This window comes from Paenibacillus sp. YAE3 (assembly GCF_057546105.1).
The window spans coordinates 74,428-95,600 of the sequence record NZ_BAAIYF010000002.1 but is presented as its reverse complement, the minus strand read 5'-3'; the positions used below and the strand labels follow the sequence as shown (position 1 = coordinate 95,600).

The following is a 21,173-nucleotide window of genomic DNA, read 5'->3' as shown; positions in this document are numbered from 1 at the left end:
AGCCCGATTCGGCTGCCTTTGAACAGGGAGGATTCAGCCGATCGACGGCCAATATATTTAGGATTCCAGAGTGACAGGATGTGAAATGCCGGTGAACCCGATGAAATGGAGATGGCATGTACCGACCCGAAGCTTTTTGTTCAGATTGATCGCGGCCAACACGATCGTTTTTGGCCTGAGCCTGCTCATGCTTTCGGCCGTGAACTACACGTTTACCAATATGATCAGCGAGAAGCAGATCTCGGAGGCGACCCGAAAGCTGCTCCATCAAACCGATGCCAGCATCGAGATGCTGTATGAAAGGGCGTTTCGGGCCGGGGAACAGCTCCTGAACGACAAGGATGTCATCCAAAGCCTGTACGCGCCAAACCTTGATCCGGTCGACTCGCTTGTACTGGACCGAAAGCTCCATGAAATCGTCAATGCGAATGATTTTATCGATTCCGTTTATTTGCGCAACGGCGCGACGGGGCAATTCATCCATTCGATTCCGCGGGACGTCGAGATCGCCGACATCGATCCGGAAGCGCGCAAGCTGGTTCAGGTCCGCAACGGGCTGGGCAAAATGATTTTCCTCCCCCACAGGCAGCAGTACGTCTATTCGGGCAAGCGATACGACAACCCGATTCTGTCCCTTATCTTTATTCCGTCCGACGCGAGGTCGGAGTATGCGATCTTTATTAATCTGAAATTGTCCGCGCTCCAGGATTTGTTTGATAAAATGGGCAATTCCCCGGAATCCAGCTTCATGGTCACGAACAAAAACGGGATTTTGATCACCCGCAGCGACAAGCCCGATGCCTTTATGGATGCGGCTTCCGGCGCCGAATTCATGGGCAAGGTGATGAATTCGGGCACCGATTCCGGCAGCTTCGTCGCTTCGATGAACGGTTCAAAATCTCTGATCACCTATACTTACAACGACAAGCTTGAGTGGTATTTGGTCAATGCGACAAGCTATGCTTATTTGGCCCAAGGGAGCTTTATTCTTCAGCGAAACATCATCATCGTATCCTTGCTGATGCTTTTGGCATGCTTTGCGGCCACGATCCTGATGAACCGTAAAATTTACGGCCCGATCGGGAACGTCGTTCAAATGGTGCGAGGAAGCCATCCTGCGAATGCATCCGGGGAGGCCCGCAACGGATCGGCCGATGAAGCCGCGTATTTAAGCGACGTATTCAAAAGTTTGATCGGCAAGGTGACGTCTCTTGAGGATTCGGCGGTCAAAAGCAGGGAGAAGCTGAAAGAAAGCTACCTTAAAGATCTTCTTTTTAGCGATATTTCTGCCGGCGATCCGCATGAAGAGCTGCATGCCGCGCAGCATGGCATATTATTGCGCACAGGACCGATGCGAGCCTTGACGGTGGTCGTAGAGGATTCGCTTCAAAGGGATGGCAGCGTGACGGACGCAGGGATCCGATTGGTCAAAGATACCGTATTCGAGCTGGCCCGCCGCATTTTTCCAGAACGGGACGAGATGGAAAAGGTGGACGTTGGGCGGCAGTCGCTGGCCATTTTGATGCGGGAGCCCGAAGATCATCCTTCGATCCATCGGCTCAACAGGCTGGTGCAGCAAGCCGAAAGGGTGACGGGTTTCCGGATGAAAATCGGCGTGGGCGGCCGTGCGGAGTCGATCGTGGAACTGGGACGGTCTTTTGAGGAGGCGAGGGCAGCGTTGGAGTACAGTTTCGTGGATTATCGCCGAACGGTCTATGATTTTGAGGGTGTTCGCGCTGCAACCGGCACTCCGTTCCGCTATCCCGCCAAATTGGAAAGGTCTTTGTTTGATGCCATCAAAGTCAACGACCGAAAAGAGGCGAGAAGGATTCTCGGCGAATGGTTCGGAGCATTGCGGGGCAGCGCGCCGGCAGATATCCGTGCCGCGTTGCGGCAATCGGTGACGACGATTGAACATGAATTTGGGACGATGACGGATTTTACGCCGCTGCTGATGGATCGTGGAGAAGATTCGCTTTACGGGATCGTGCAGCGCTTTGCGGAGCTGGAACGGGTCGAGGCATTTTACGGGGAGCTGGCCGATTTTATCATCGGACAGTTGCAAACGAACCGGCACCAAGATCGCGGCGAACTCGTAAAAACCGCTTGCGGATTTATCCGAAACCATTACCGGAGCAGCGGTCTTTCGGCCGAACTTGTCGCTTCCGAACTCGACATTTCCGTGCCTTATTTCAGCAAGCTGTTCAATGAAGCCATGGGCGTGTCCTTTACGCAATACGTGACCGATCTGCGGCTGTACGATGCCGAACAACTGCTGCTGACGACAACGTTAAACGTAAAAGAAATCGGGGAGCGGATCGGCTTCCAAAACAGCTCCTATTTTATTACGGTATTCAAAAAGAAAAACGGCACTTCGCCCAACCAGTTCAGAAAATTAAACAAGACCGGCCGTGCGGCGGAGCCATGATCAGACTTGTTCACTTTATGGGCGCTGCCGTTCGTGCCATGGCGCTTCAGCGGCTGGATCCAATAGAAAGTCCCTTGGTCCGGCAGGACCGATTTACTTCCCGGCGCGAATTGAATATAGTATTGGACGAGAACATCATTTTGGGGGAGGCAAGTTTTGAATGCGCATTCAATTGGACCGGTTTCCGAACGGCCTGCATAAGGCGCTGACGCTCAGCTTCGACGACGGGAGGGACCATGACCGCAGATTCGTTCGCATGCTGAACGGCTACGGTATTAAAGCGACGTTTCATTTAAACAGCGGTTTTTTGGGCAAAGAAGGATACATCGGCAAGGAAGAGGCAGGGACGTTGTACCGCGGACATGAGGTATCGGCGCATACCGTCAGCCATCCGTTTTTGGAGCAGTCCCCGCCGGAGCAGGTCGTTTCGCAGGTCGTGGAGGACCGGAAGGCGCTTGAAGCTCTCGTCCACGTGCCGATCAAAGGAATGAGTTATCCGTTCGGGACCTACAACGATCAGGTGGTAAGCCTTCTTCGCGCCGTCGGCATCGAATATGCCCGGACAGTCAACAGCCACGGCTCGTTCCATATGCCCGAAGATTGGCTTCGCTGGCATCCGACCTGCCACCACAAACAAATGGTGGAATTCGCGGAGCAGTTCGTCCGTTTGGAGCAGCGGTTTTCGCGCATGGCGCTTTTGTACGTATGGGGACACAGCTATGAATTCGAAAACGACGGGAATTGGGAGCTGATCGAACGGTTCGGCGAAACCGTCGGCGGACGGGAGGACATCTGGTACGCGACCAACGCCGAAATTTATGCCTATGCGGACGCGTTAAAACGGCTTCGTTTCTCTGCGGACAACCGCATCGTCCATAACCCGTCGGCCTTGTCCGTCTGGATCAGCGCGGAAGGCGACCCGGTCGAGATCCCCGCGGGGCAAACGGTACGATTATAATCCGTGCGGGAAAAGAACAAGCCGGGTTTTCACGCACGGGGGCTTTAATCGGCAGAGATTCGGCGCTGCTCACGAGAATAGATTTTTCGGTATACGGCCGGCGTTAAGCTTTCGAACTTTTTGAACGTTTTGATAAAATAACCGGGATCCGCAAAGCCGAGTTCATCGCCGATGTGGTTCACGGACAAATCGGTCGTCTCGAGCAGCTGCTTGGCCCATTCGATTTTCAGGCGGGGGACGAACACCGAGAAGTTTTCTCCCGTTTCCCGGGTGAAGACGCGGCTGAAATAACTCGGACTGACGTGGCACAGCGCGGCCATATCCTGCAGGCGCACGTTTTCGTTTTTATGCCGGTACATGTAATCAAAAGCGGGCTGCAGCAGCGGGTTCGCCGCGCGATATACGCGTTCCGTGCCCTGCTTGATTTTCGCTTCGATCAGCGTGCTGGACAGCTCGTGCTGCATGGCCTGGATCTGCTCGTAGGCTTGCGGCGCGGCACTGACCGTGTCGGGAGCGGCCGGCTCCGCGGTCAATACCTTTTTATACATGTCGATCGTCGCATGTTTTTGGATCGCTTCCTCGACGATGTAGTTGCACAAATGAAACAGCATGTCCGCAATGGCCGACACCTCCCCGGAGGACAACTCGGGAAGCGCGCGGTATTCGGGTTCCAGCTCCTTGAACTTCCGGTCCGTTTCAGCGTTCGGCGGACGGGTTACGATTTGTTCGAGGGGCAAGTCCGCATCGCGAAGCTTGATTTGCCCCGCCATGATGGCGCCGATATATTGGCCTTCGACGATGATGGGCACGGCGATGTCGACGATGCCGAAATGGCAGCGGTAAACGTACGGCTTATTGGTGCGTACCGCTTCGAGGCCGCCGCGGGCATCGCATTTTTGGCAGTAGGAGGACAGGTTGCCGTCCTTGCGAACTCCCTGGCAAAAGGCTTGGCAGCGGCTGTGTTTGGTGACCGGAACGCCCTTGTAATCAACGGTGATGATCGCCATTTGGGTTACGAGGGAGAGGGAATCCTGCAGCTTGTGCCATTTTTCGATATCGATGATTCGTTTCAAGTCGTAGCGCGGGTTCATGTGCATCGTCTCCAAATATTCATTCCCTGAGAGCAGTGCAGGGTGCGGCTGCAGCGAATCTGCATTTGAGCGCAACTGCGCTTGTTCTATTATACTAAAAACCCGGTTTGAATGAACAAGATAGTACAATTTTACAGGCAAAAGGACAAAAAAACACCATCGGAAAGCGCTTTAAAAGGCGGTTTGAGTGCCATGATTTCCGCTGGTCCCCGCGCGTATAATGGACATGAGATTACGGCGGAGGGGAAAAGAGATCATGAGAAAAGCGTTTATCAGTCCAAGCAAATATGTCCAAGGCGAAAACGAACTGCTGAATTTGGGATATTTTATTCGAACTTACGGCGAGTCCGCGCTGCTGATTGCCCATCCGGAGGACGTCAAACGGGTGAAGGACAAGCTTGATTTTACATCCAAAAAGTTCAATGTTACGCTGGTTGAAAGCGAATTCCGCGGGGAGTGCTCCCGCGAAGAAGTGCAGCGCCTGCAGCATCTGGCGCGGGAAAAGCAATGTTCGTGCACGATCGGGCTCGGCGGGGGCAAAGCGATCGACACGGCCAAATGCGTCGCGGAAGGCGACGCGCTGATCATCGTGCCGACGATCGCCGCCACGGACGCGCCGACCAGCCATTCGGCGGTTATATATACCGGGGAGGGGGCATTTGAGGATTATGCTTATTTCAAGCAAAGCCCAAGCGTGGTGATGATCGATACGACCGTCATTGCCAATGCGCCGACCCGATTCCTCGTATCCGGGATGGGCGATGCCCTGTCGACGTATTTTGAAGCCCGAGCCACATCCCGCTCCTTTTCGAAAGTGAATGCAGGTTTGCCCTGCGGCGTCCATGAAGGTGCGGCGCCCGCGGCGAGAGGAACCAAGGCGGCCCTGGCGCTGGCCAAGCTGTGCTACGAAACGCTGCTGGAAGACGGAGTGCAGGCCAAAATCGCCTGCGATGCCAACCAAGTGACGCCGGCGCTCGAGAACATCATCGAGACCAATATCCTGCTGTCCGGCCTGGGCTTCGAAAGCGGCGGCTTGGCTGCCGCGCACGCGATCCACAACGGCTTGACGGTTCTGCCGGGCACTCATCATTATTTCCACGGGGAAAAAGTGGCGTTCAGCACCATCGCCCAACTCGTGCTCGAAAACGCACCCAAGGCGGAAATCGACGAAGTGCTGGAATTTTGCTCCTCGGTCGGCCTGCCGGTATGCTTGGCGGACATCGGCGTAGATGCCGTTACAGCGGACGAGCTGCGTCTGGTGGCTGAAACGGCCTGCATTCCGGAGGAATCCATCCATGCGATGCCGTTCCCGATCACGGAGGAAGCCGTGATTTCGGCGATCGTAGTCGCGGACCGAATCGGCCGGGACTTTAAACTAAGCAAAAAGGATGCGATACGATGAAAAAAATCATGAACAAACCGGAAACGCTTGTCAGGGAAATGCTTAGCGGCCTCGTCATGGCGCATCCGGAACTCGAATTCGACGGCAAATATAAAATCGTCAAGAAAAAGGACATCAACCCGCAAAAGGTCACCCTGATCAGCGGCGGCGGCAGCGGCCACGAGCCGGCTCATGCCGGGTTTGTGGGCAAAGGGATGCTTGACGTCGCGGTCTGCGGCGACGTGTTCGCTTCGCCGTCGCAAATCCAGGTCTACCAAGCCATCCGCTCGTCGGCGAGCGAAAAAGGATCGCTGCTCATTATCAAAAACTACAGCGGCGACATCATGAACTTTAAAAACGCGGCGCATCTTGCCGGCGAAGACGGCATCCAGGTCGATTACGTCAAAGTGGACGACGACATCGCGGTGGAGGACAGCCTTTACACCGTCGGGCGCAGAGGCGTCGCAGGCACGGTGCTCGTGCATAAAATCGCAGGGGCCGCCGCCGAAGCCGGCATGTCCTTGGAAGAGGTAAAAGCTTGCGCCCAACATGCGATCGACAACGTAAAAAGCATCGGTTTTGCGCTGACGTCCTGTACCGTGCCGGCCAAAGGCACGCCCACCTTCGAGATCGGCGAAGGGGAAATGGAATACGGCGTGGGCATCCACGGCGAACCGGGCATCCGGCGCGAACCGATGATCCCGGCGGACGTCCTGGCTGCCCGGATGGTGGCGCAGCTGCTGGAAAGCCTGCAGATGAACGGGAAGGCCGCCGAAGAGGTTGCCGTATTGGTCAACGGCTTCGGGGGCACGCCGCTGCAGGAGCTTTATCTGCTTAATCATGCCGTCATGCGGGAGCTGGACGCACGCGGAATCGCCGTATACAAAGTGTTTGTCGGCAACTACATGACAAGCATCGACATGGCCGGCGCATCCGTCTCGATCATGAAGCTGGACGACCGGCTGAAGCGGCTGCTTGCCGCCGAATGCGAGACGCCGGCGCTGGCCGTGGGCGGCCCGTTCGAACCGGTGCGCTATCGCAACGGCGCCGTTGAAGAGAGCGGCAAAAAGCCGGCTTCCTTCGGCCTGACGACCAGCGAAGAGCATGCGGTCATTCGCGACGGGAAGCTTTCGCTAGATAACCTGATTTATGTGGTCGATAAAATGAGCGCCATCATCATCGAAAACGAAGTGCCCTTCTGCGAACTGGATTCCCATGCGGGGGACGGGGACTTCGGCATGAGCGTGGCGAAAGGATTCAAGCAGCTCAAAGCGGAATGGGACGAAGTGACCGCCCAAGCAAAAGACATCGGTTCATTCCTGGACGCGTGCTCGCTGGTGATCATGGAGCATTGCGGCGGAGCCTCCGGACCGATCTGGGGTTCGGCGTTCCGGGCGGCGGGCAAATATGCGGGCGAGCGGAAAGAGCTTTCCGTGCCGGAAATCGCCGAAATGATGGCCGCCGTGGTCAAAGGCGTTCAGGATACCGGCGAGCGTTCTTTCGGCAGGGGAGCCGTCGTCGGCGACAAAACGCTGGTCGACGCGCTGGCGCCTTACGCGGATGCGTGGGCAGCGGCCGCTGAAGACGGCGCTGACCTGATTGCCGCCGGCATCCAGGCAGCGGAGGCGGCGGTCGAAGGCGCCAAAAAAACCGAAGCCATTGCCGCCCGGATGGGACGCGCGGGAACGGTCGGCGACCGGAGCATCGGGTATCCCGATGCCGGAGCGTATGCGCTGGGCGTCATTTTTACCGGAATTGCCCAGTCGCTTAGATCGTAACGGACGGATGATTGCATAAGATGCCGGATGCCGCATGTTCAACGCGAACATGCGGCATCTTTTTTCATGGATTCAATGGGGCAAGGGTTTGTCTGCAAGATGCAAACATGCTAGGATAACGAATACATACGTTGCCGGGACTCCTTTCGGAACATCAGGGAACCCGCGCCGCAGCCATAGGCAAGAAACATGCAGAGAGGTTGTCATATGCCGAATACGATATTCATTGTGGAAGACGAACCTATTTTACGGGAAATCATGAAGGATTATCTGCTTGAGGAAGGATACGAGGTGCTCGAAGCTGCCGACGGCAAACAAGCGCTTGCGTTATTCCAGGAACATGAGGTCGATTTGATCATTTTGGACATCATGCTGCCGGAATTGGACGGCTGGTCCGTGTGCAAGAGGATCCGCAAGGCGTCGAACGTCCCGATCATCATGCTTACCGCCCGCTCGGACGAAGACGATACGCTCCTCGGATTCGAGCTGGGCGCCGACGATTACGTCACCAAGCCGTACAGCCCGCCGATCCTGCTTGCACGGGCGAAGCGGCTTTTGGACCGCCGGCAGGTTCGCGGACAGGATAAAGATACGCTGTCTGGCAGCGGCATTACGATTCATTTTCCGTCCCGCACCGTATCGGTCGAGGGGGAAAACTGCAGCTTAACGCATACCGAATTCGAGATTTTGGCCCATCTCATGAAAAACAAAGGAATTATCATCACCCGGGAGCAGCTGATCACGAAAATTTGGGGATATGATTTCGCAGGCGACGACCGCACGGTAAACAGCCATATCCGCAATTTGCGTTCCAAGCTGGGGGAGCATGCCAAACATATCGTCACGGTCGTACGTTCGGGGTATAAATTCGAGGAGCAGCCATGAAAAGGAGCATCGTGCTTAAGCTGTTCTTATTGACCGCGGGGTTGTGCCTGTTCCTGATCGCCGTGATTTTCGCATTGCAAACCGTGTTTTTCAAACAATTTTATGCCCATCAAAAGGTAAAGGATGTTCAGTCGGCGCTGCAGGCTTACGGACAGGACTACGTGAAACATGCCGCGAACGCGCAGCGGACGGCGAAGCTGGAGCAAGATTTTTACCAAAAGTATAATACATGGATCACGGAATTGGACTCCTTTGGAAATTTGCAACATACCGACGATTACTTTATGGAGATCAAGCTGGACCGTATGGACGACTACCCTGAGTTCTCCGGTCGCACGATAAAAGTCCCGCTCTACAGCTTTATTCACGTGGAAGATTTTTATAGCGATAACCTATTTATCACGCCTTGGATCAAGGAGGGCGAACCCATCGCCTTTGAAGGATTGATCATGAAAAAGCAGCTGGTTATCCAGCGGATGGCGAAATACAAATCGGGACTGCGGGAGGAAGGCCAGTTGGAAAATCGGCAAATGGTCAACAAGGAGTACGAGGTCGTCAACCGGTACCCAAGCCCCCCGACCCAATATCATGAAACTTATCCCAGCATTTTGTTCACCGGGATGATTACGAAAGTAGAAATACCGGAAGGCGCAGGAGGCTCGCGCTACACGAACCGCTTGTTTCTGGAGCGCATCAAAGCTTTCCAGGCCGATTTGCTTTACGGGGATTATGATCAAACGGCGGATGCGAATCCATTGCTGAATTACGAAGAAAACGGCGTGAATTACAAAATATTCATCGATCCGCTCCAAGACGAGAAAGGGAAAACCGGATACCTGTTTGCGGTCACGTCGTTGCAGCCGGTGAACGAAGCAGCGGGGATGATCCGTCATTATTACGCCTACATAGCGGCCGCCGCGCTGCTGCTCGCGCTGCTTGCGTCGTTCTATTATTCGCGCCGGATCGCCCGGCCGCTGCTCCGCATCAACCGAACCGCGCAGCAAATGGCGGCGCTCGATTTCTCCGAAAAAATACCGGCGGAAACCAAAGACGAAATCGGCGATTTGTCGCGCAGCATCAACGAGCTTTCAGAGAAGCTGCACAGCCATATCGTCAGGCTGGAACGGGACATCGAAAAGGAAAAGCAGCTCGAGCATACGCGGAAGGAATTTATCTCCGGGGTGTCGCATGAACTGAAGACTCCGCTGAGCGTCATCCAAAGCTGCTTGTCCGTGCTGAAGGACGGGATTGCCAGCCATAAGCGGGATCATTATTTTGCGGCGATGGAAGACGAAGTGAACCGGATGAACCTGCTGATCGGGGACATGCTGGAATTGGCCAAATACGAGTCCGGCACGTACAAAATGGAGATGGGACCGTTTGACATCGGCGCTGCCGTCGGGCGGATATGCGCCAAATTGGCGCCGGACATGGAGCAAAAACGGCTTCGCCTGCACGTGTCGCTTCAACCGGCCGAAGTCGTCGGCAATGAGCTCCGGATCGGTCAGGTCCTGGTCAATTTCTTGACGAACGCGATCCGTTATACGCCCGAGGAAGGGGCCGTTTTCGTCGCCGTCACGGAAGAAAAGGAACGGGTAAAAATAGGCATCGAAAACAAAGGCGCCCATATCCCGGAGGAGCAGCTGGGAAAAATATGGGACCGTTTCTACCGCGGGGAACCCTCCCGCCAGCGGTCGACCGGAGGTACCGGGCTCGGCCTGGCCATCTCCAAAAAAATCCTGGAAATGCACGGCGTCCCTTACGGCGTAACCAACACGGAGGACGGGGTCCTGTTCTATTTTTATTTGGATAAAAAAACGTAAGATGAAGGCGCGAACTTCGGTTCTGTAGATACCCATCAGGCGAACATCCGCATTTGGTGCGGCCGCCGTACGGCTCGGCACCGGGGCTCGAAGACCGTAAGCTTCGCGATCAAATCGCCGGGGATGGCATCAAAATATGGGATTGGACGATCGATTCGAACGATTGGAAACTGAAGGATCGCAATTTATAGCCGCAGGGCGGCGTTAAAAAGGAAGATTTGACGGAAGGAGCTATCTCTATGGGCCGATCGGTTCTTGGAGACAGCTCCTTTTTATCGTTTCGCATCGCATCCCACCGGAATCTATAAATTGTTTTGATGCCATCTGCACTTGATCTTTATTTCGAGCGATTAAACTATTTTTCGGAAGGAGGAGAGAGAATGAGAAAATCCGTGCTGATCGTGACATGCCTGCTGTCCGTCGCGCTGATCGTCCTGCTTAATGGCTTCCGTTCGGCAGGGTCAAGCCGCGGCAGCTTCGATCTAAACCATCGAATGATAAGCTTTTTGGGCCAAAACGGTGCCGTCTCCCATCCGCCGGGGACGCCTTATAAAGTCGTCATCGATCCCGGACACGGGGGCAAAGACCGCGGCGCGACCGGGGCGAGCGGAAATTTCGAGAAGGATTTTACGCTGCGGCTGGCGCTTAAAGTGGAGGAATTAGCGAAGAAGGAGACGGAAATCGAGGTTCATTTGACCCGGACAGATGACCGTTTCATATCTTCGGCGGACCGCGAAAGGCCGACATTCGCCAACGATCTGGGGGCCGATTTGTTTATATCCATTCACGGCAATACGTACGAGGACGCAAACGTTTCGGGGACGGAAACTTACTATTATCACGACGATTCCCTCCCTTTGGCCGAAATCATGCAGAAGCATGTCCTCCAAGGGAGCGGGTTTCGGGACCGGGGCGTCAAGAAAGAGGATTACTTCGTCGTGAAGGATACGGAGATGCCGGCCGTTCTGATCGAGACGGGGTATCTAACGAACCCGCAGGAGGAAGCGAAAATGCTGAGCGACGAGGCGCAGTACCGGATGGCCGGGTCCATCCTGGACGGTATCAAGGAATATCTGAAACTGGATTAAACCATAGATGGAAATTCGATTCTAGGAAGGTAGATGGACATGAACAAAAAAATCGTGACGACGATACTTATGGGGAGCTTCGCGCTGGCTTTGGCGGCTTGCGGAAACGATTCAACGAACAAGCAGGCCCAACAACAGACAACGCAAGCGCAGGAACAGGGGGATGCTGCGGTGACGGAAACGACCGCCGATACGTATCAGAGGATCTTTCAAGACAGCGTGTTTCTGGGGGATTCCATTACGGAGGGGCTGTCCTTCCATGAGGTGCTCGACGAGAAAAACGTGCTGGCCGGCGCCGGGAAAACGGCGGAATTCGCGCTGAAAGACATCGACGAGCTCACGAAGCGCAATCCAAAGCAGGTGTTTATTCAATTGGGCTCTGACGACATTTTATGGCCGACGGACGACCCCATAGCTTACTCCATGAAAAACTACGTCAAACTGATTGGCATTATCAAGGACAAGCTTCCGCAAGCCAATATCACGCTTTTGACGGTTACGCCAGTTACGGAGGAAGCCGTCAAAGAAGAACCGCGCTATAAAAACATCGCCGATTACAATCAAGCGGTCAAAGCGCTGGCCGACAAGGAAGGCATCGGCTTCGTCGATTTGGCTCCAATCTTTGCTGGCAGCTCTGACTTCTATGATGCGGACGGCATTCATTTTAAACCGGACTATTATGCGAAATTGCTGGAGTTTCTGAAGGAGCAGGCGAAATAACATGGCGGCGGATCAGTCCCTTTTGGAGGTGACGCGGGTTGGTTTTCAGCAGTCTGATCTTTTTGTTTCTTTTTCTGCCCGTCACCCTGCTGGTTTATTATGCGTCGCCTAGGAAGCTGCGGAACGCCATCCTCTTTGTCGCAAGCTTGATTTTTTATGCCTGGGGCGAGCCCGTATACATTTTGATCATGGTATTTTCCACGGTGTTCGATTACTTCAACGGTCTGCTGATCGATAAGTACAGGTATCGGAAATGGATCGCCAGATCCGTATTTTTCGGCTCGATGGTCGGCAGCTTGGGCATTCTCGGGTTCTTTAAATACGCCGGGTTCGTCACGGAGAACATCAACCAATTATTTCATCTGCATCTGCAAACGGCCGATCTGCCGCTGCCTGTGGGCATATCGTTTTATACGTTCCAAACGATGTCTTATGTCGTGGACGTCTATCTGGGCAAAGTGCCGGTACAGAGGAATTTCATCGCTTTCGGGGCGTACGTGACGATGTTCCCCCAGCTTGTCGCGGGCCCGATCGTCAAATACGGCGACATCGCCGGGCAGCTTGCTTCGCGCAGCGTCAGCTTGGCCCGTTTCGGCGAAGGGGCGGAGCTGTTCATGAGAGGCCTCGCCAAAAAAGTGCTCCTGGCCAACAACATCGGGTTGCTGTGGACAAGCGTCAAAGCGGAGCCGTTCGCCGAGCTTTCCGTCCTGTCCGCCTGGCTTGGGATCATCGCGTTTACGCTGCAAATTTATTTCGATTTCGGCGGGTATTCCGATATGGCGCGCGGCCTCGGCAAAATGTTCGGCTTCGATTTCATGGAGAACTTCCGCTACCCCTACATATCCAAAAGCGTCACGGAGTTTTGGCGCAGATGGCATATTTCGCTTGGCGCCTGGTTCCGGGAATACGTGTATATTCCGCTTGGCGGCAACCGGCAGGGCATGGCGAAGCAGCTTCGGAATGTGCTGGCCGTGTGGTTTTTGACCGGTCTTTGGCATGGCGCCAGCTGGAATTTTATCGTCTGGGGATTGTATTTCGGTTTTTTCGTCATGATCGAAAAGCTGTTCCTGCTGCGGTGGCTGAGCCGTTGTCCGGCATGGATCGGGCATGTCTATACGCTGCTCATCGTCATCGTCGGCTGGGTATGGTTCGAAATGGAGCATTTGGCGGCCGCCATGCAATTCATCGGCGTGCTGTTCGGCTTCGGCGGGCACGGTTTTGCGGATCGTCAAGCGCTTTACGCGCTGTCCACGAACGCTGCGCTGCTGGTCGTATTAGCTTTTTGCGCGACTCCGTTTCCGAGCAAAATGCTCGCGTACGTGAAAACGAAATGGAAAACGGCCGGCGCCATCGCCGTTCCGCTCCTGTATCTCGTGTTCATGGCTTTGTCGACGGCTTACCTGGTCAACGCAACGTACAATCCGTTTTTATACTTTCGATTTTAAAGGAGGGCGGCCATGGACAAGTTCGAAAATGTCAACAAAAAAACGCCGGCGGTATTGCTGCCGCTGTTTATCGGCATCATACTCGCCCTGAATCTGGCTGCGCCGGACCGGACCTTTTCGGAATCGGAGAACCGCATGCTGAAGCAGATGCCGCATTTTACGTTCGCATCGCTGCTTTCGGGCGACTTTACTTCCGATTTCGAGGCTTACGTGTCCGATCAATTTGCCCTACGCGACTTATGGATCGGAGCGAAAACCGACGCGGACCGCGCCATGGGAAAAAAAGAAAGCAACGGCGTTTACCTTGGAAAAGGCGGTTACCTGATCCAGAAGTTCGTCCCTCCGGCAGAAGGGGATTTGGAAGCCAAAATGCAAGCCATCCATGCGTTTGACCAAGCGACGCCAGGCTTGCGTAAATATGCGATGATCGTGCCGACGGCAGCGGCCGTGCTTCAAGACAAGCTGCCGAAATACGCCGAAACCGGCGCCGAGGAGGCTTATTTGGGCAAGATTCGGCAGATGATGCCTCCCGGCATCCGTTTTGTCGATGTGTTCCCCGCATTATATGCGGTACGGGAGCAGCCTATTTTTTATCGAACCGACCATCACTGGACTACGAAAGGCGCTTTTGCCGCCTATCTGGAGCTGTGCAAGGAAATGGGGTTGAATCCGCAAAAAGAGGAGGAGTTTCAAATCCGGCAGGTGACCGACGCCTTCTTTGGTTCGCTATATTCCAAAAGCGGGTTCAGGCATGTGAAGCCCGACCCCATCCAGCTCTATCTGCCAAAGCATCCGGAAGCCTATACCGTCTCGTATGTCGACGAAGGGCTGACCACCGATTCGTTGTATGCGATGGATCAGCTGCAGAAGAAGGATAAATATGCGGTCTTTTTGAACGGCAACCACGCGCTGATTCGGATCCAAACGGGTCAGAAGAACGGGAGAAAGCTGCTGGTCGTCAAGGATTCGTACGCAAACAGCTTCATTCCGTTTTTGCTGAGGCATTTCGGCGAAATTGACGTGGTGGATCTTCGTTATTACGAGGACGATCTGGCGACTTTGGTGAAGGAACGCGGCATTCGGGAGATGCTGCTGTTATACAACGCAATCACGTTTTGCGAAGACCCGTCCATCAAACACATATCGGAGTGATTTTATGAGTACGTCATGGAAAGGAAAAACATGGGGCTGGCTTGCCGCCATCCTCGCAATCGCCGTCGTCATCGGTCTGTTATCCGGGTGCGCAGGGGGGAGGGGTGAAGGAACCGCCGCGACGTCCCTCGATGAAATCGGGGAAAAGGTCGGACAGGCGGCAGATTTGAAAGAAATGAAAAAGGGAGACCTGAAAAAGCTGCAGAAATTGTACAATATCGATCCGGACGCGGTCGAGGGCTTCATCCTTTACACGTCGAACTCGAACGTAAGAGCGGATGAATGGGCAGTGATCCAACTGAAGGATCCGCAGCAGGCGGAAAACGTCAAAGCCAGCATCGGGCAGCGGATTGCCGCGCAAAAAATCAAATTCAAGGATTACCGCCCCAACGAGTTTTTTCTGGTGGAAAACCATGTGCTGAAAACCAAAGGTTCGTTCGTCTTTTTCGCTGTATCCCAGGAAGCGGAGCAGATGGAAAAAGCGTTCGACGATGCGTTTTGATGCTTTTTGACTGGATAGATGCACAGATAGATATCAAATGATCATAGTTTACTGTCAAAGGGCCAGCGATAAAACGCAATTGCAACGAAGCCGCGAAACCGCGCGGCTTTTTTTCATGGGAGCAGAGATTCAGGAACCTGACGACAGCGATTCGGAACGTTCCCTGACCGGTTCACAAAACCTGTTTGACAGGCTGCACGGTTTCTGACTGTTTTTTTCGGCATTGTGAGGAAAAGTATGGAAAATGGGAACAAATGTGTGGTAAAATCAGATCGATTTAAAAGCATCGTTATTCATATGAAGTAAGCAGATCCGATCGAAAGGAGGAACTCCATGCCGCCCGAGCTAACAATGCTGGAGCGCTTCGGCAGGGTGATTCTTCCGGTCCCGGATGCAGGCTGGCAGCGGACTGGTACGCCGGCGAATTCGAATTTCAAATCGCGCGGCGGGGCAGCAAAGAAATCGATTGGATGCTCGGCGAGGGAGAAACATCAATTACCATGATCCGCATGGAGGAAAGGACACATCGCTTAACAGGTCTGACGCTTCAAATTTCGGAAAGGGAGTTGGTTCTTATTGGTTAATCATGGCAATGGCGTTCAGGCTGCTGCCGGCATCCCGCTTGCGAACCGGGTAGCGAGCGTGTTCGTGCACGTGACGGATCTGCGCACGTCGGCGGAATGGTACAGCCGTTTATTGGGACTGCCGCTGATGGAGGAACGGCTGAACGGAGGACCCGTCTATTGGTTTGATTTTCAAGGCACGCATTTGATTCTCGATTCGAACCGCGTGAACCGGCAAAACCCCGATTGGGACGAAGGGATGATGCCTCGCATCATGTTCGCAGCGCAGGAGATCGATGCAGCCTTTAGGCATGTACGGGAGAAAGGCGAACCGATCGATGAGCCGGAAAGGCACGGCACGATGGCCTTCTTCAATTTCCGCGATCCGGAGGGGAACGTCCATATGGCGTGCTGGGCTGAGCACGCGGGGGAGGCATTGCCAACCGAGCCGAGCAACGTTAGTCCGATTTTGCCGCGCGTCGGAGGCGTGTTCGTCGACGTAAAGAACATGCCGGAGGCTGCGCGCTGGTATTCCGATCTTTTGGGCGTGCCTTTTGACGGATCGGCTGCAGAGGAACGCATCTATTCCGTGCCGACGGATTCCGGCGCCGCGCTGCTGCTCGATCATAACCGTTATTTAAATCAGGAGTCTTTTACGGAAGTGTTTTATTTCGAGACGGACGATTTTGATGCCGCTTTCGCATTCGCCCGAGACCAGGGGTTTCAGATTGCGGGCGAACCCTGCCGCTTTCCGGATCTGAGCGAATTTGCCCTCGCGGATCCCGACGGCAACCGCATCGTCGTCGCGCATATGCATATTTAATCGAAAAGGAGAAGTGAAAACGTGTCCAGGCAAATCAGCAGTTCATTAACCGTATTGTCCGTATCCGATTTGGCACGCTCCAGGCAGTATTACCGGGAGGTTCTTGGTTTCGACGTGACGGACTGGTGGGCCGAACGCGACGGACTCACCGGGCTTGCGCTCAAACTTCATCAGGCTCCGGACCCGACCGCCGTACATCCGAACCCGCCTGAACCGGGAGCGGAGCTTGGCATCGATGTTTCCGCCTATGTCGATACATGGGCCGCGCTGGACAGCCTCTACGAAGAATTCAAGTCCAAAGGCGCCATCATCGCTCAAGAACCGGTCATCTACGCAGACGGCGGACCCTGGAAGGAATTCGTGATCGCCGATCCGGACGGGTATCATCTGGCGTTCGGCGGAATCGACGGCAGCCGGGCCCATTGCAGCATCGATCCGCATATTCAAGCCGCATTTTTGTGGGTGCGGGACTTGAACAGCGCAGTGGAGCGGTATGCCAAGCTGATGGGGCTGGAGGTCAGGGCGGAGGACCGTTTCGATCATCTGCACGTGTTTCATCTGGATAACGGGACGGAACTCATTTTGGATTCCAACGGGATGGAGGACGTGCCCATTCCCGAGCGGGGGCCGGTTCTTTTTCAATTGGGCACGTACAATATCGAAAAAGCCGCAAAAGAAGCGGAGGAAATCGGCTTCGAGATCGTTTACGGCATTCAAAGGCTGCCCCGCGTGTCGTTTTTCAACATTCGGGACGAGGACGGGAATATCGTGATGGTTTGCCAGCGGCATGCCGGGTTGGCGTCGTGAACGTGGAAATCGTAGAAATACCCGAAATCATTTTGACGGGCTGCCTGACGAACTCGAGGCGATCACCATGCCTGCCAAGCGGTTTGCGAAAATGACCGTTCAGGGAAACCGGACCCGAATGGAGGAGGCTTACGACTCCCTATTCAAATGGTTTGCAGAGGGCGCATATGTAAGGGATACGCGCGAAGGTTCCTTCGGGTTCGAAATGAACCGTCTGCATCCGTTGAATCCGTTTGACGTTCCGGCGGACGAAATCGACGACTTCGATTTCGACATTTTTGCGCAGATTTTTACCGAACAACACGGCCCGATTCAAAGGATGTAACCTGAGCGAGGTGAACATGAGCAACTGCCGCCTTGACGGCATGACGATCGACGGGATCCCGGTCATGGCGCGGCTGGAGCATTATTTGAAGACAAAATAGAAAGGACGATTTCCAAGGTCAATCGACTTGCCCGGAATATCGTCCTTTTGTTTTCCGTCCAAGGTTTCTTTCTATTGAAAAACTCACAAAAAACATTAGTTTACTTGACATTAATCGCTAGTCAAAATATAATCACAAACATAAAGTAATTAACTTACAAAAATAACGATAAGTCCAATAGGTTATCAGGGAGGAATTCTTTTCATGACAAGAAAACAAGACATCGGCGCGTTGCTGTTGAGGATTTTTTTAGGAGCTGCCTTCTTCGCCCACGGTTTGGCTAAGTTCCAAGGAGGCATCGGCAACACGGCCTCATTTTTTGAAAGCTTGGGTCTGCCGGGTTTTGCGGCTTACATCGTGGCGACGATCGAGCTCATCGGCGGAGCTGCCATGATTCTCGGGATTGGAACGCGGGTGATCGCGTGCTTGTTTGTCTTGATTATGGCCGGAGCGATCTTCAAGGTAAAACTGGCCGCAGGTTTTTTGGGGAGCAACCAATCTCCGGGTTACGAAATCGACCTGGCGCTGCTGATCATTTCCGTGTACTTCATCATCGGCAACCGCTCATCGCTCGCATTGGACAATCTCATTGTTCGATCGAAACAACAATAAATCAAAACGGAGGACTCGGCGTAACATGAACTTTCATCGTAAACCGCACACCTTTATCGGCCAGGTGGACTTAAAAGTTTCCAATTTGGTGCGTTCGCTTGCCTTTTATCAATATGTGATCGGATTTCGCGTTTTGGAGCAGTCAGGCCGAAAAGCGATCTTGACGGCGGACGGCAAAACCCCGCTGTTATCGATCGAACAACCCGAACAGGTTTCGCCGAAACAGCCGCGCACGACAGGCTTGTACCATTTTGCGCTCCTGCTGCCGAACCGGTCCGATTTGGCCCGCGTGCTGCAGCATTTTATCCAGCACCAGATTCCGCTTCAAGGGGCGTCGGATCATTTGGTCAGCGAAGCCCTGTATTTGGCGGACCCGGACGGCAACGGCATCGAAATTTATGCCGACCGGCCGTCATCGTCATGGGCGTGGGCCAACGGGCAGGTCGTGATGGATACCCGAGCCCTTGATATTCGCGATCTTTTGCAGGAAGGGGAGGGAGCCCAATGGGACGGCCTTCCTGCGGAGACGTTGATGGGGCACATCCATCTGCATGTCTCCTCCTTGCAAGAGGCCGAATCATTTTATGGCCATGGGCTGGGATTCGATGTCGTCAGCCGGCTTGGCAACCAGGCGTTATTTATCTCGACGGGCCGGTATCATCATCACATCGGGTTAAATACCTGGAATGGGGTAGGCGCTCCTGCGCCCGCGGAAAACAGCGCCGGGTTGGCTTCCTTCGATATCGTATTTCCGGACGAGGAAGCGAGAAAAAGCGCCGCTCAGCGGCTGAAGGCCATGGGTGTTACCGTCCATGAGAGCCAAGCTGCCTGGATTACGGAAGATTCGTCCCATAACCGGATCCGGCTGTTGATTTAAACCGGCCAATACGGATTGATTCAAGCCCATTTGCAGGCATTAGGCCATGCGATGGGTTTTTTGCTGATTTTGCCTGAGTAGATGAGCTTCGAGGATATCGCTTCCACGATGGTTCGATCAGATGCCGCTATACAAATCCGGTTTCTAACATTTATCAGCCAAGTGATTAAATTCAATGATTGTATTGATGAACATTGTCCATTACAATAAGACAAACCAAACTACCATACTAGTTATACTAGTGTGCCTTTGATGGAGCATGCGCCATGGGGAGGGGAAACGTTTGAGCATCACCGTACAGAATGTGATCGACAAACTGCATCGTGCATTCGGGCCATACGAAACCACGGTGGACGGCATCGTTGCGGGAAGCGGCCAAACGGCCGTCCGCGGCATCGCGGTATCGTTTGTCGCCTCTTACGAAGCGATCAAGGAAGCGGCGGCGCTTGGCGCCAATTTGCTGATTACCCATGAAGGGGCGTTTTACCGCCATCGGGAAGGCAGGAGGGAGACGGACGATCGCAATCGGGTTCGACTCATGAAGGAAAGTTTCATTGAATCGGCAGGAATGGCGATCTATCGGTATCATGACCATCCGCACCGGACAAATCCCGATTTGATCACCCGGGGACTGCTTCGCGCATTGGAGTGGGAGCGGTACGAGCACAACTATTCAGATGCCGCGGTTGTGGTGACCCTGCCCGAAGCGCGCCGGATTCGCGATATCGCGTCCCATGTCAAAAGCAAACTTCATCTTCCCTATCTGCGCGCGGCAGGGAGCATGGAAACCGCCTGTCAAACCATCGGCATCGCCGTAGGATACCGGGGGGGCGGCGAGGTAGCCATTCCTTTGTACGAGAAGGCGGAAGTCGATCTCCTGCTCGCCGGGGAAGGTCCCGAATGGGAAACGCCGGAATACGTCCGAGATGCGGCAGCCCAAGGCATCGGCCGTTCGTTGTTCGTATTGGGTCATGCGGCCAGCGAAGAGCCGGGCATGGAACTGCTGGCGGAACTGATCGGGGATCTGGTCCCGGGCATGCCGGTTCAATTCGTCCGGACGCCGTCGCCGCTGCAAATCATATGAATGACTACCCTAGAAGCGAATGCAGAAAGAGGTTGCCGTATGTCAATGGAACAAAAGATCAAAGGATCGACCCGGGATTACTCCTATCAATTGTTGAGGAATAAAATCATGCATCTGGAGCTTGAGCCGGGAACGAAAATTTCGGAAAAAGAGATCGCCAGCGAGCTGAACGTCAGCCGGACGCCCGTTCGGGAAGCCTTCATGAAACTGGCGGAGGAGGAGCTGCTCGACATCATCCCGCAGAGCGGCACCATCGTTTCCCGAATCAATCTGAGGCATGTCGAGGAAGGCCGTTTTATCCGGGAAAAAATCGAAAAAGAGATCGTGGCGCTGGCTTGCGGACAGTTCGGGGATGATTTTCGCTTTCGCATGGAAGCCAACATCGCGATGCAGGAGGTTTGCGCCTCCCAAAACAATGTTTGCAAACTGTACGAATTGGATGAGGAATTCCATCAAATTTTGTTTGAAGCTTCGGGGAAGCAACGAACCTGGAAAATGCTGCAGCAGCTGAATATCCATTTCAACCGGCTCCGGCTGCTGCGTCTGTCGAAGGACTCCAATTGGGAGCATATCATCCAGCAGCATAAAGAAATGTACCAACTCATTATACGGCAGGAGAAGGAGCAAGCCGTACAAATCATGGAAAACCATTTGCGGCTCGTCGTAATCGAACAGGACATGTTGAAGGAAAAGTACCCGCACTACTTTATTTAAAGCAATGCATAGAGGAG

At 54.0% G+C, this 21,173-nt stretch carries 20 protein-coding genes and 1 pseudogene; 20 read left to right on the top strand and 1 reads right to left on the bottom strand.

All coding sequences use genetic code 11. The annotated features are described in order from the left end of the window. Positions 1-100 precede the first annotated feature (100 nt). Together AC27KL_RS03315 and AC27KL_RS03310 are read left to right on the top strand one after the other, a co-directional pair. Complete coding sequence (locus tag AC27KL_RS03315; RefSeq protein ID WP_487169132.1) at positions 101-2,428, top strand: helix-turn-helix domain-containing protein; 2,328 nt, start codon at positions 101-103, stop codon at positions 2,426-2,428. Positions 2,429-2,588: 160 nt separating this feature from the next. Continuing rightward, entirely contained in the window at positions 2,589-3,386 is a 798-nt protein-coding gene (locus tag AC27KL_RS03310; RefSeq protein WP_487168847.1) for a polysaccharide deacetylase family protein, read from the top strand. Positions 3,387-3,430: 44 nt separating this feature from the next. Here the strand turns inward: AC27KL_RS03310 and AC27KL_RS03305 are convergent, their stop codons facing one another. Next, positions 3,431-4,477, bottom strand: coding sequence for a PocR ligand-binding domain-containing protein (locus AC27KL_RS03305; protein WP_487168846.1), 1,047 nt, complete (start codon positions 4,475-4,477; stop codon positions 3,431-3,433). A 256-nt stretch (positions 4,478-4,733) separates the two neighbouring features. Between AC27KL_RS03305 and AC27KL_RS03300 the strand changes: the two genes are divergently transcribed. The 18 genes and pseudogenes from AC27KL_RS03300 (at position 4,734) to AC27KL_RS03215 (ending at position 21,156) form a co-directional block, all read left to right on the top strand. Continuing rightward, a complete protein-coding gene (locus AC27KL_RS03300; protein ID WP_487168845.1) occupies positions 4,734-5,879 on the top strand; it encodes a glycerol dehydrogenase in 1,146 nt (381 codons plus the stop codon). Beyond that, positions 5,876-7,636, top strand: a complete 1,761-nt coding sequence (gene dhaK / locus AC27KL_RS03295) for a dihydroxyacetone kinase subunit DhaK (RefSeq protein WP_487168844.1) — start codon at positions 5,876-5,878, stop codon at positions 7,634-7,636. The genes AC27KL_RS03300 and dhaK overlap by 4 nt, the downstream gene beginning before the upstream one ends. A gap of 207 nt (positions 7,637-7,843) precedes the next feature. Continuing rightward, positions 7,844-8,521 (top strand): response regulator transcription factor, encoded by a 678-nt coding sequence (locus tag AC27KL_RS03290; RefSeq protein ID WP_487168843.1) that lies wholly within the window; start codon positions 7,844-7,846, stop codon positions 8,519-8,521. Next, positions 8,518-10,344 carry a sensor histidine kinase gene (locus AC27KL_RS03285; RefSeq protein ID WP_487168842.1) on the top strand — a complete coding sequence of 609 codons (1,827 nt, stop codon included), beginning with the start codon at positions 8,518-8,520 and terminating at the stop codon, positions 10,342-10,344. The genes AC27KL_RS03290 and AC27KL_RS03285 overlap by 4 nt, the downstream gene beginning before the upstream one ends. Positions 10,345-10,379: 35 nt before the next feature. Continuing rightward, positions 10,380-10,523 (top strand): annotated as a pseudogene (locus AC27KL_RS03280) (polysaccharide deacetylase family protein); the annotation flags it as partial. Between the two features lie 201 nt (positions 10,524-10,724). Continuing rightward, positions 10,725-11,432 carry an N-acetylmuramoyl-L-alanine amidase family protein gene (locus tag AC27KL_RS03275; RefSeq protein ID WP_487168841.1) on the top strand — a complete coding sequence of 236 codons (708 nt, stop codon included), beginning with the start codon at positions 10,725-10,727 and terminating at the stop codon, positions 11,430-11,432. 33 nt (positions 11,433-11,465) lie between these two features. Beyond that, entirely contained in the window at positions 11,466-12,152 is a 687-nt protein-coding gene (locus tag AC27KL_RS03270; RefSeq protein ID WP_487168840.1) for a GDSL-type esterase/lipase family protein, read from the top strand. 38 nt (positions 12,153-12,190) lie between these two features. Next, entirely contained in the window at positions 12,191-13,597 is a 1,407-nt protein-coding gene (locus AC27KL_RS03265) for an MBOAT family O-acyltransferase (RefSeq protein WP_487168839.1), read from the top strand. A 12-nt stretch (positions 13,598-13,609) separates the two neighbouring features. Beyond that, positions 13,610-14,749: a DHHW family protein gene (locus AC27KL_RS03260; RefSeq protein WP_487168838.1), complete on the top strand. Its 1,140-nt coding sequence runs from the start codon at positions 13,610-13,612 to the stop codon at positions 14,747-14,749. Between the two features lie 4 nt (positions 14,750-14,753). Continuing rightward, positions 14,754-15,251, top strand: a complete 498-nt coding sequence (locus AC27KL_RS03255; protein ID WP_487168837.1) for a DUF4358 domain-containing protein — start codon at positions 14,754-14,756, stop codon at positions 15,249-15,251. 333 nt (positions 15,252-15,584) lie between these two features. Then, a complete protein-coding gene (locus tag AC27KL_RS03250) occupies positions 15,585-15,755 on the top strand; it encodes a hypothetical protein (RefSeq protein ID WP_487168836.1) in 171 nt (56 codons plus the stop codon). A 72-nt stretch (positions 15,756-15,827) separates the two neighbouring features. After that, positions 15,828-16,637 carry a VOC family protein gene (locus tag AC27KL_RS03245; RefSeq protein ID WP_487168835.1) on the top strand — a complete coding sequence of 270 codons (810 nt, stop codon included), beginning with the start codon at positions 15,828-15,830 and terminating at the stop codon, positions 16,635-16,637. A 21-nt stretch (positions 16,638-16,658) separates the two neighbouring features. Further along, a complete protein-coding gene (locus AC27KL_RS03240; RefSeq protein ID WP_487168834.1) occupies positions 16,659-17,444 on the top strand; it encodes a VOC family protein in 786 nt (261 codons plus the stop codon). Between the two features lie 67 nt (positions 17,445-17,511). Next, positions 17,512-17,769, top strand: coding sequence for a hypothetical protein (locus tag AC27KL_RS03235; protein ID WP_487168833.1), 258 nt, complete (start codon positions 17,512-17,514; stop codon positions 17,767-17,769). A gap of 304 nt (positions 17,770-18,073) precedes the next feature. Next, positions 18,074-18,481: a DoxX family protein gene (locus AC27KL_RS03230; RefSeq protein WP_487168832.1), complete on the top strand. Its 408-nt coding sequence runs from the start codon at positions 18,074-18,076 to the stop codon at positions 18,479-18,481. A gap of 25 nt (positions 18,482-18,506) precedes the next feature. Then, on the top strand, positions 18,507-19,358 hold the full coding sequence (locus AC27KL_RS03225; RefSeq protein WP_487168831.1) for a VOC family protein: 852 nt from the start codon (positions 18,507-18,509) through the stop codon (positions 19,356-19,358). A gap of 283 nt (positions 19,359-19,641) precedes the next feature. Continuing rightward, positions 19,642-20,442 (top strand): Nif3-like dinuclear metal center hexameric protein, encoded by an 801-nt coding sequence (locus tag AC27KL_RS03220; protein WP_487168830.1) that lies wholly within the window; start codon positions 19,642-19,644, stop codon positions 20,440-20,442. A gap of 39 nt (positions 20,443-20,481) precedes the next feature. Further along, positions 20,482-21,156: a GntR family transcriptional regulator gene (locus tag AC27KL_RS03215; protein WP_487168829.1), complete on the top strand. Its 675-nt coding sequence runs from the start codon at positions 20,482-20,484 to the stop codon at positions 21,154-21,156. Positions 21,157-21,173 lie beyond the last annotated feature (17 nt).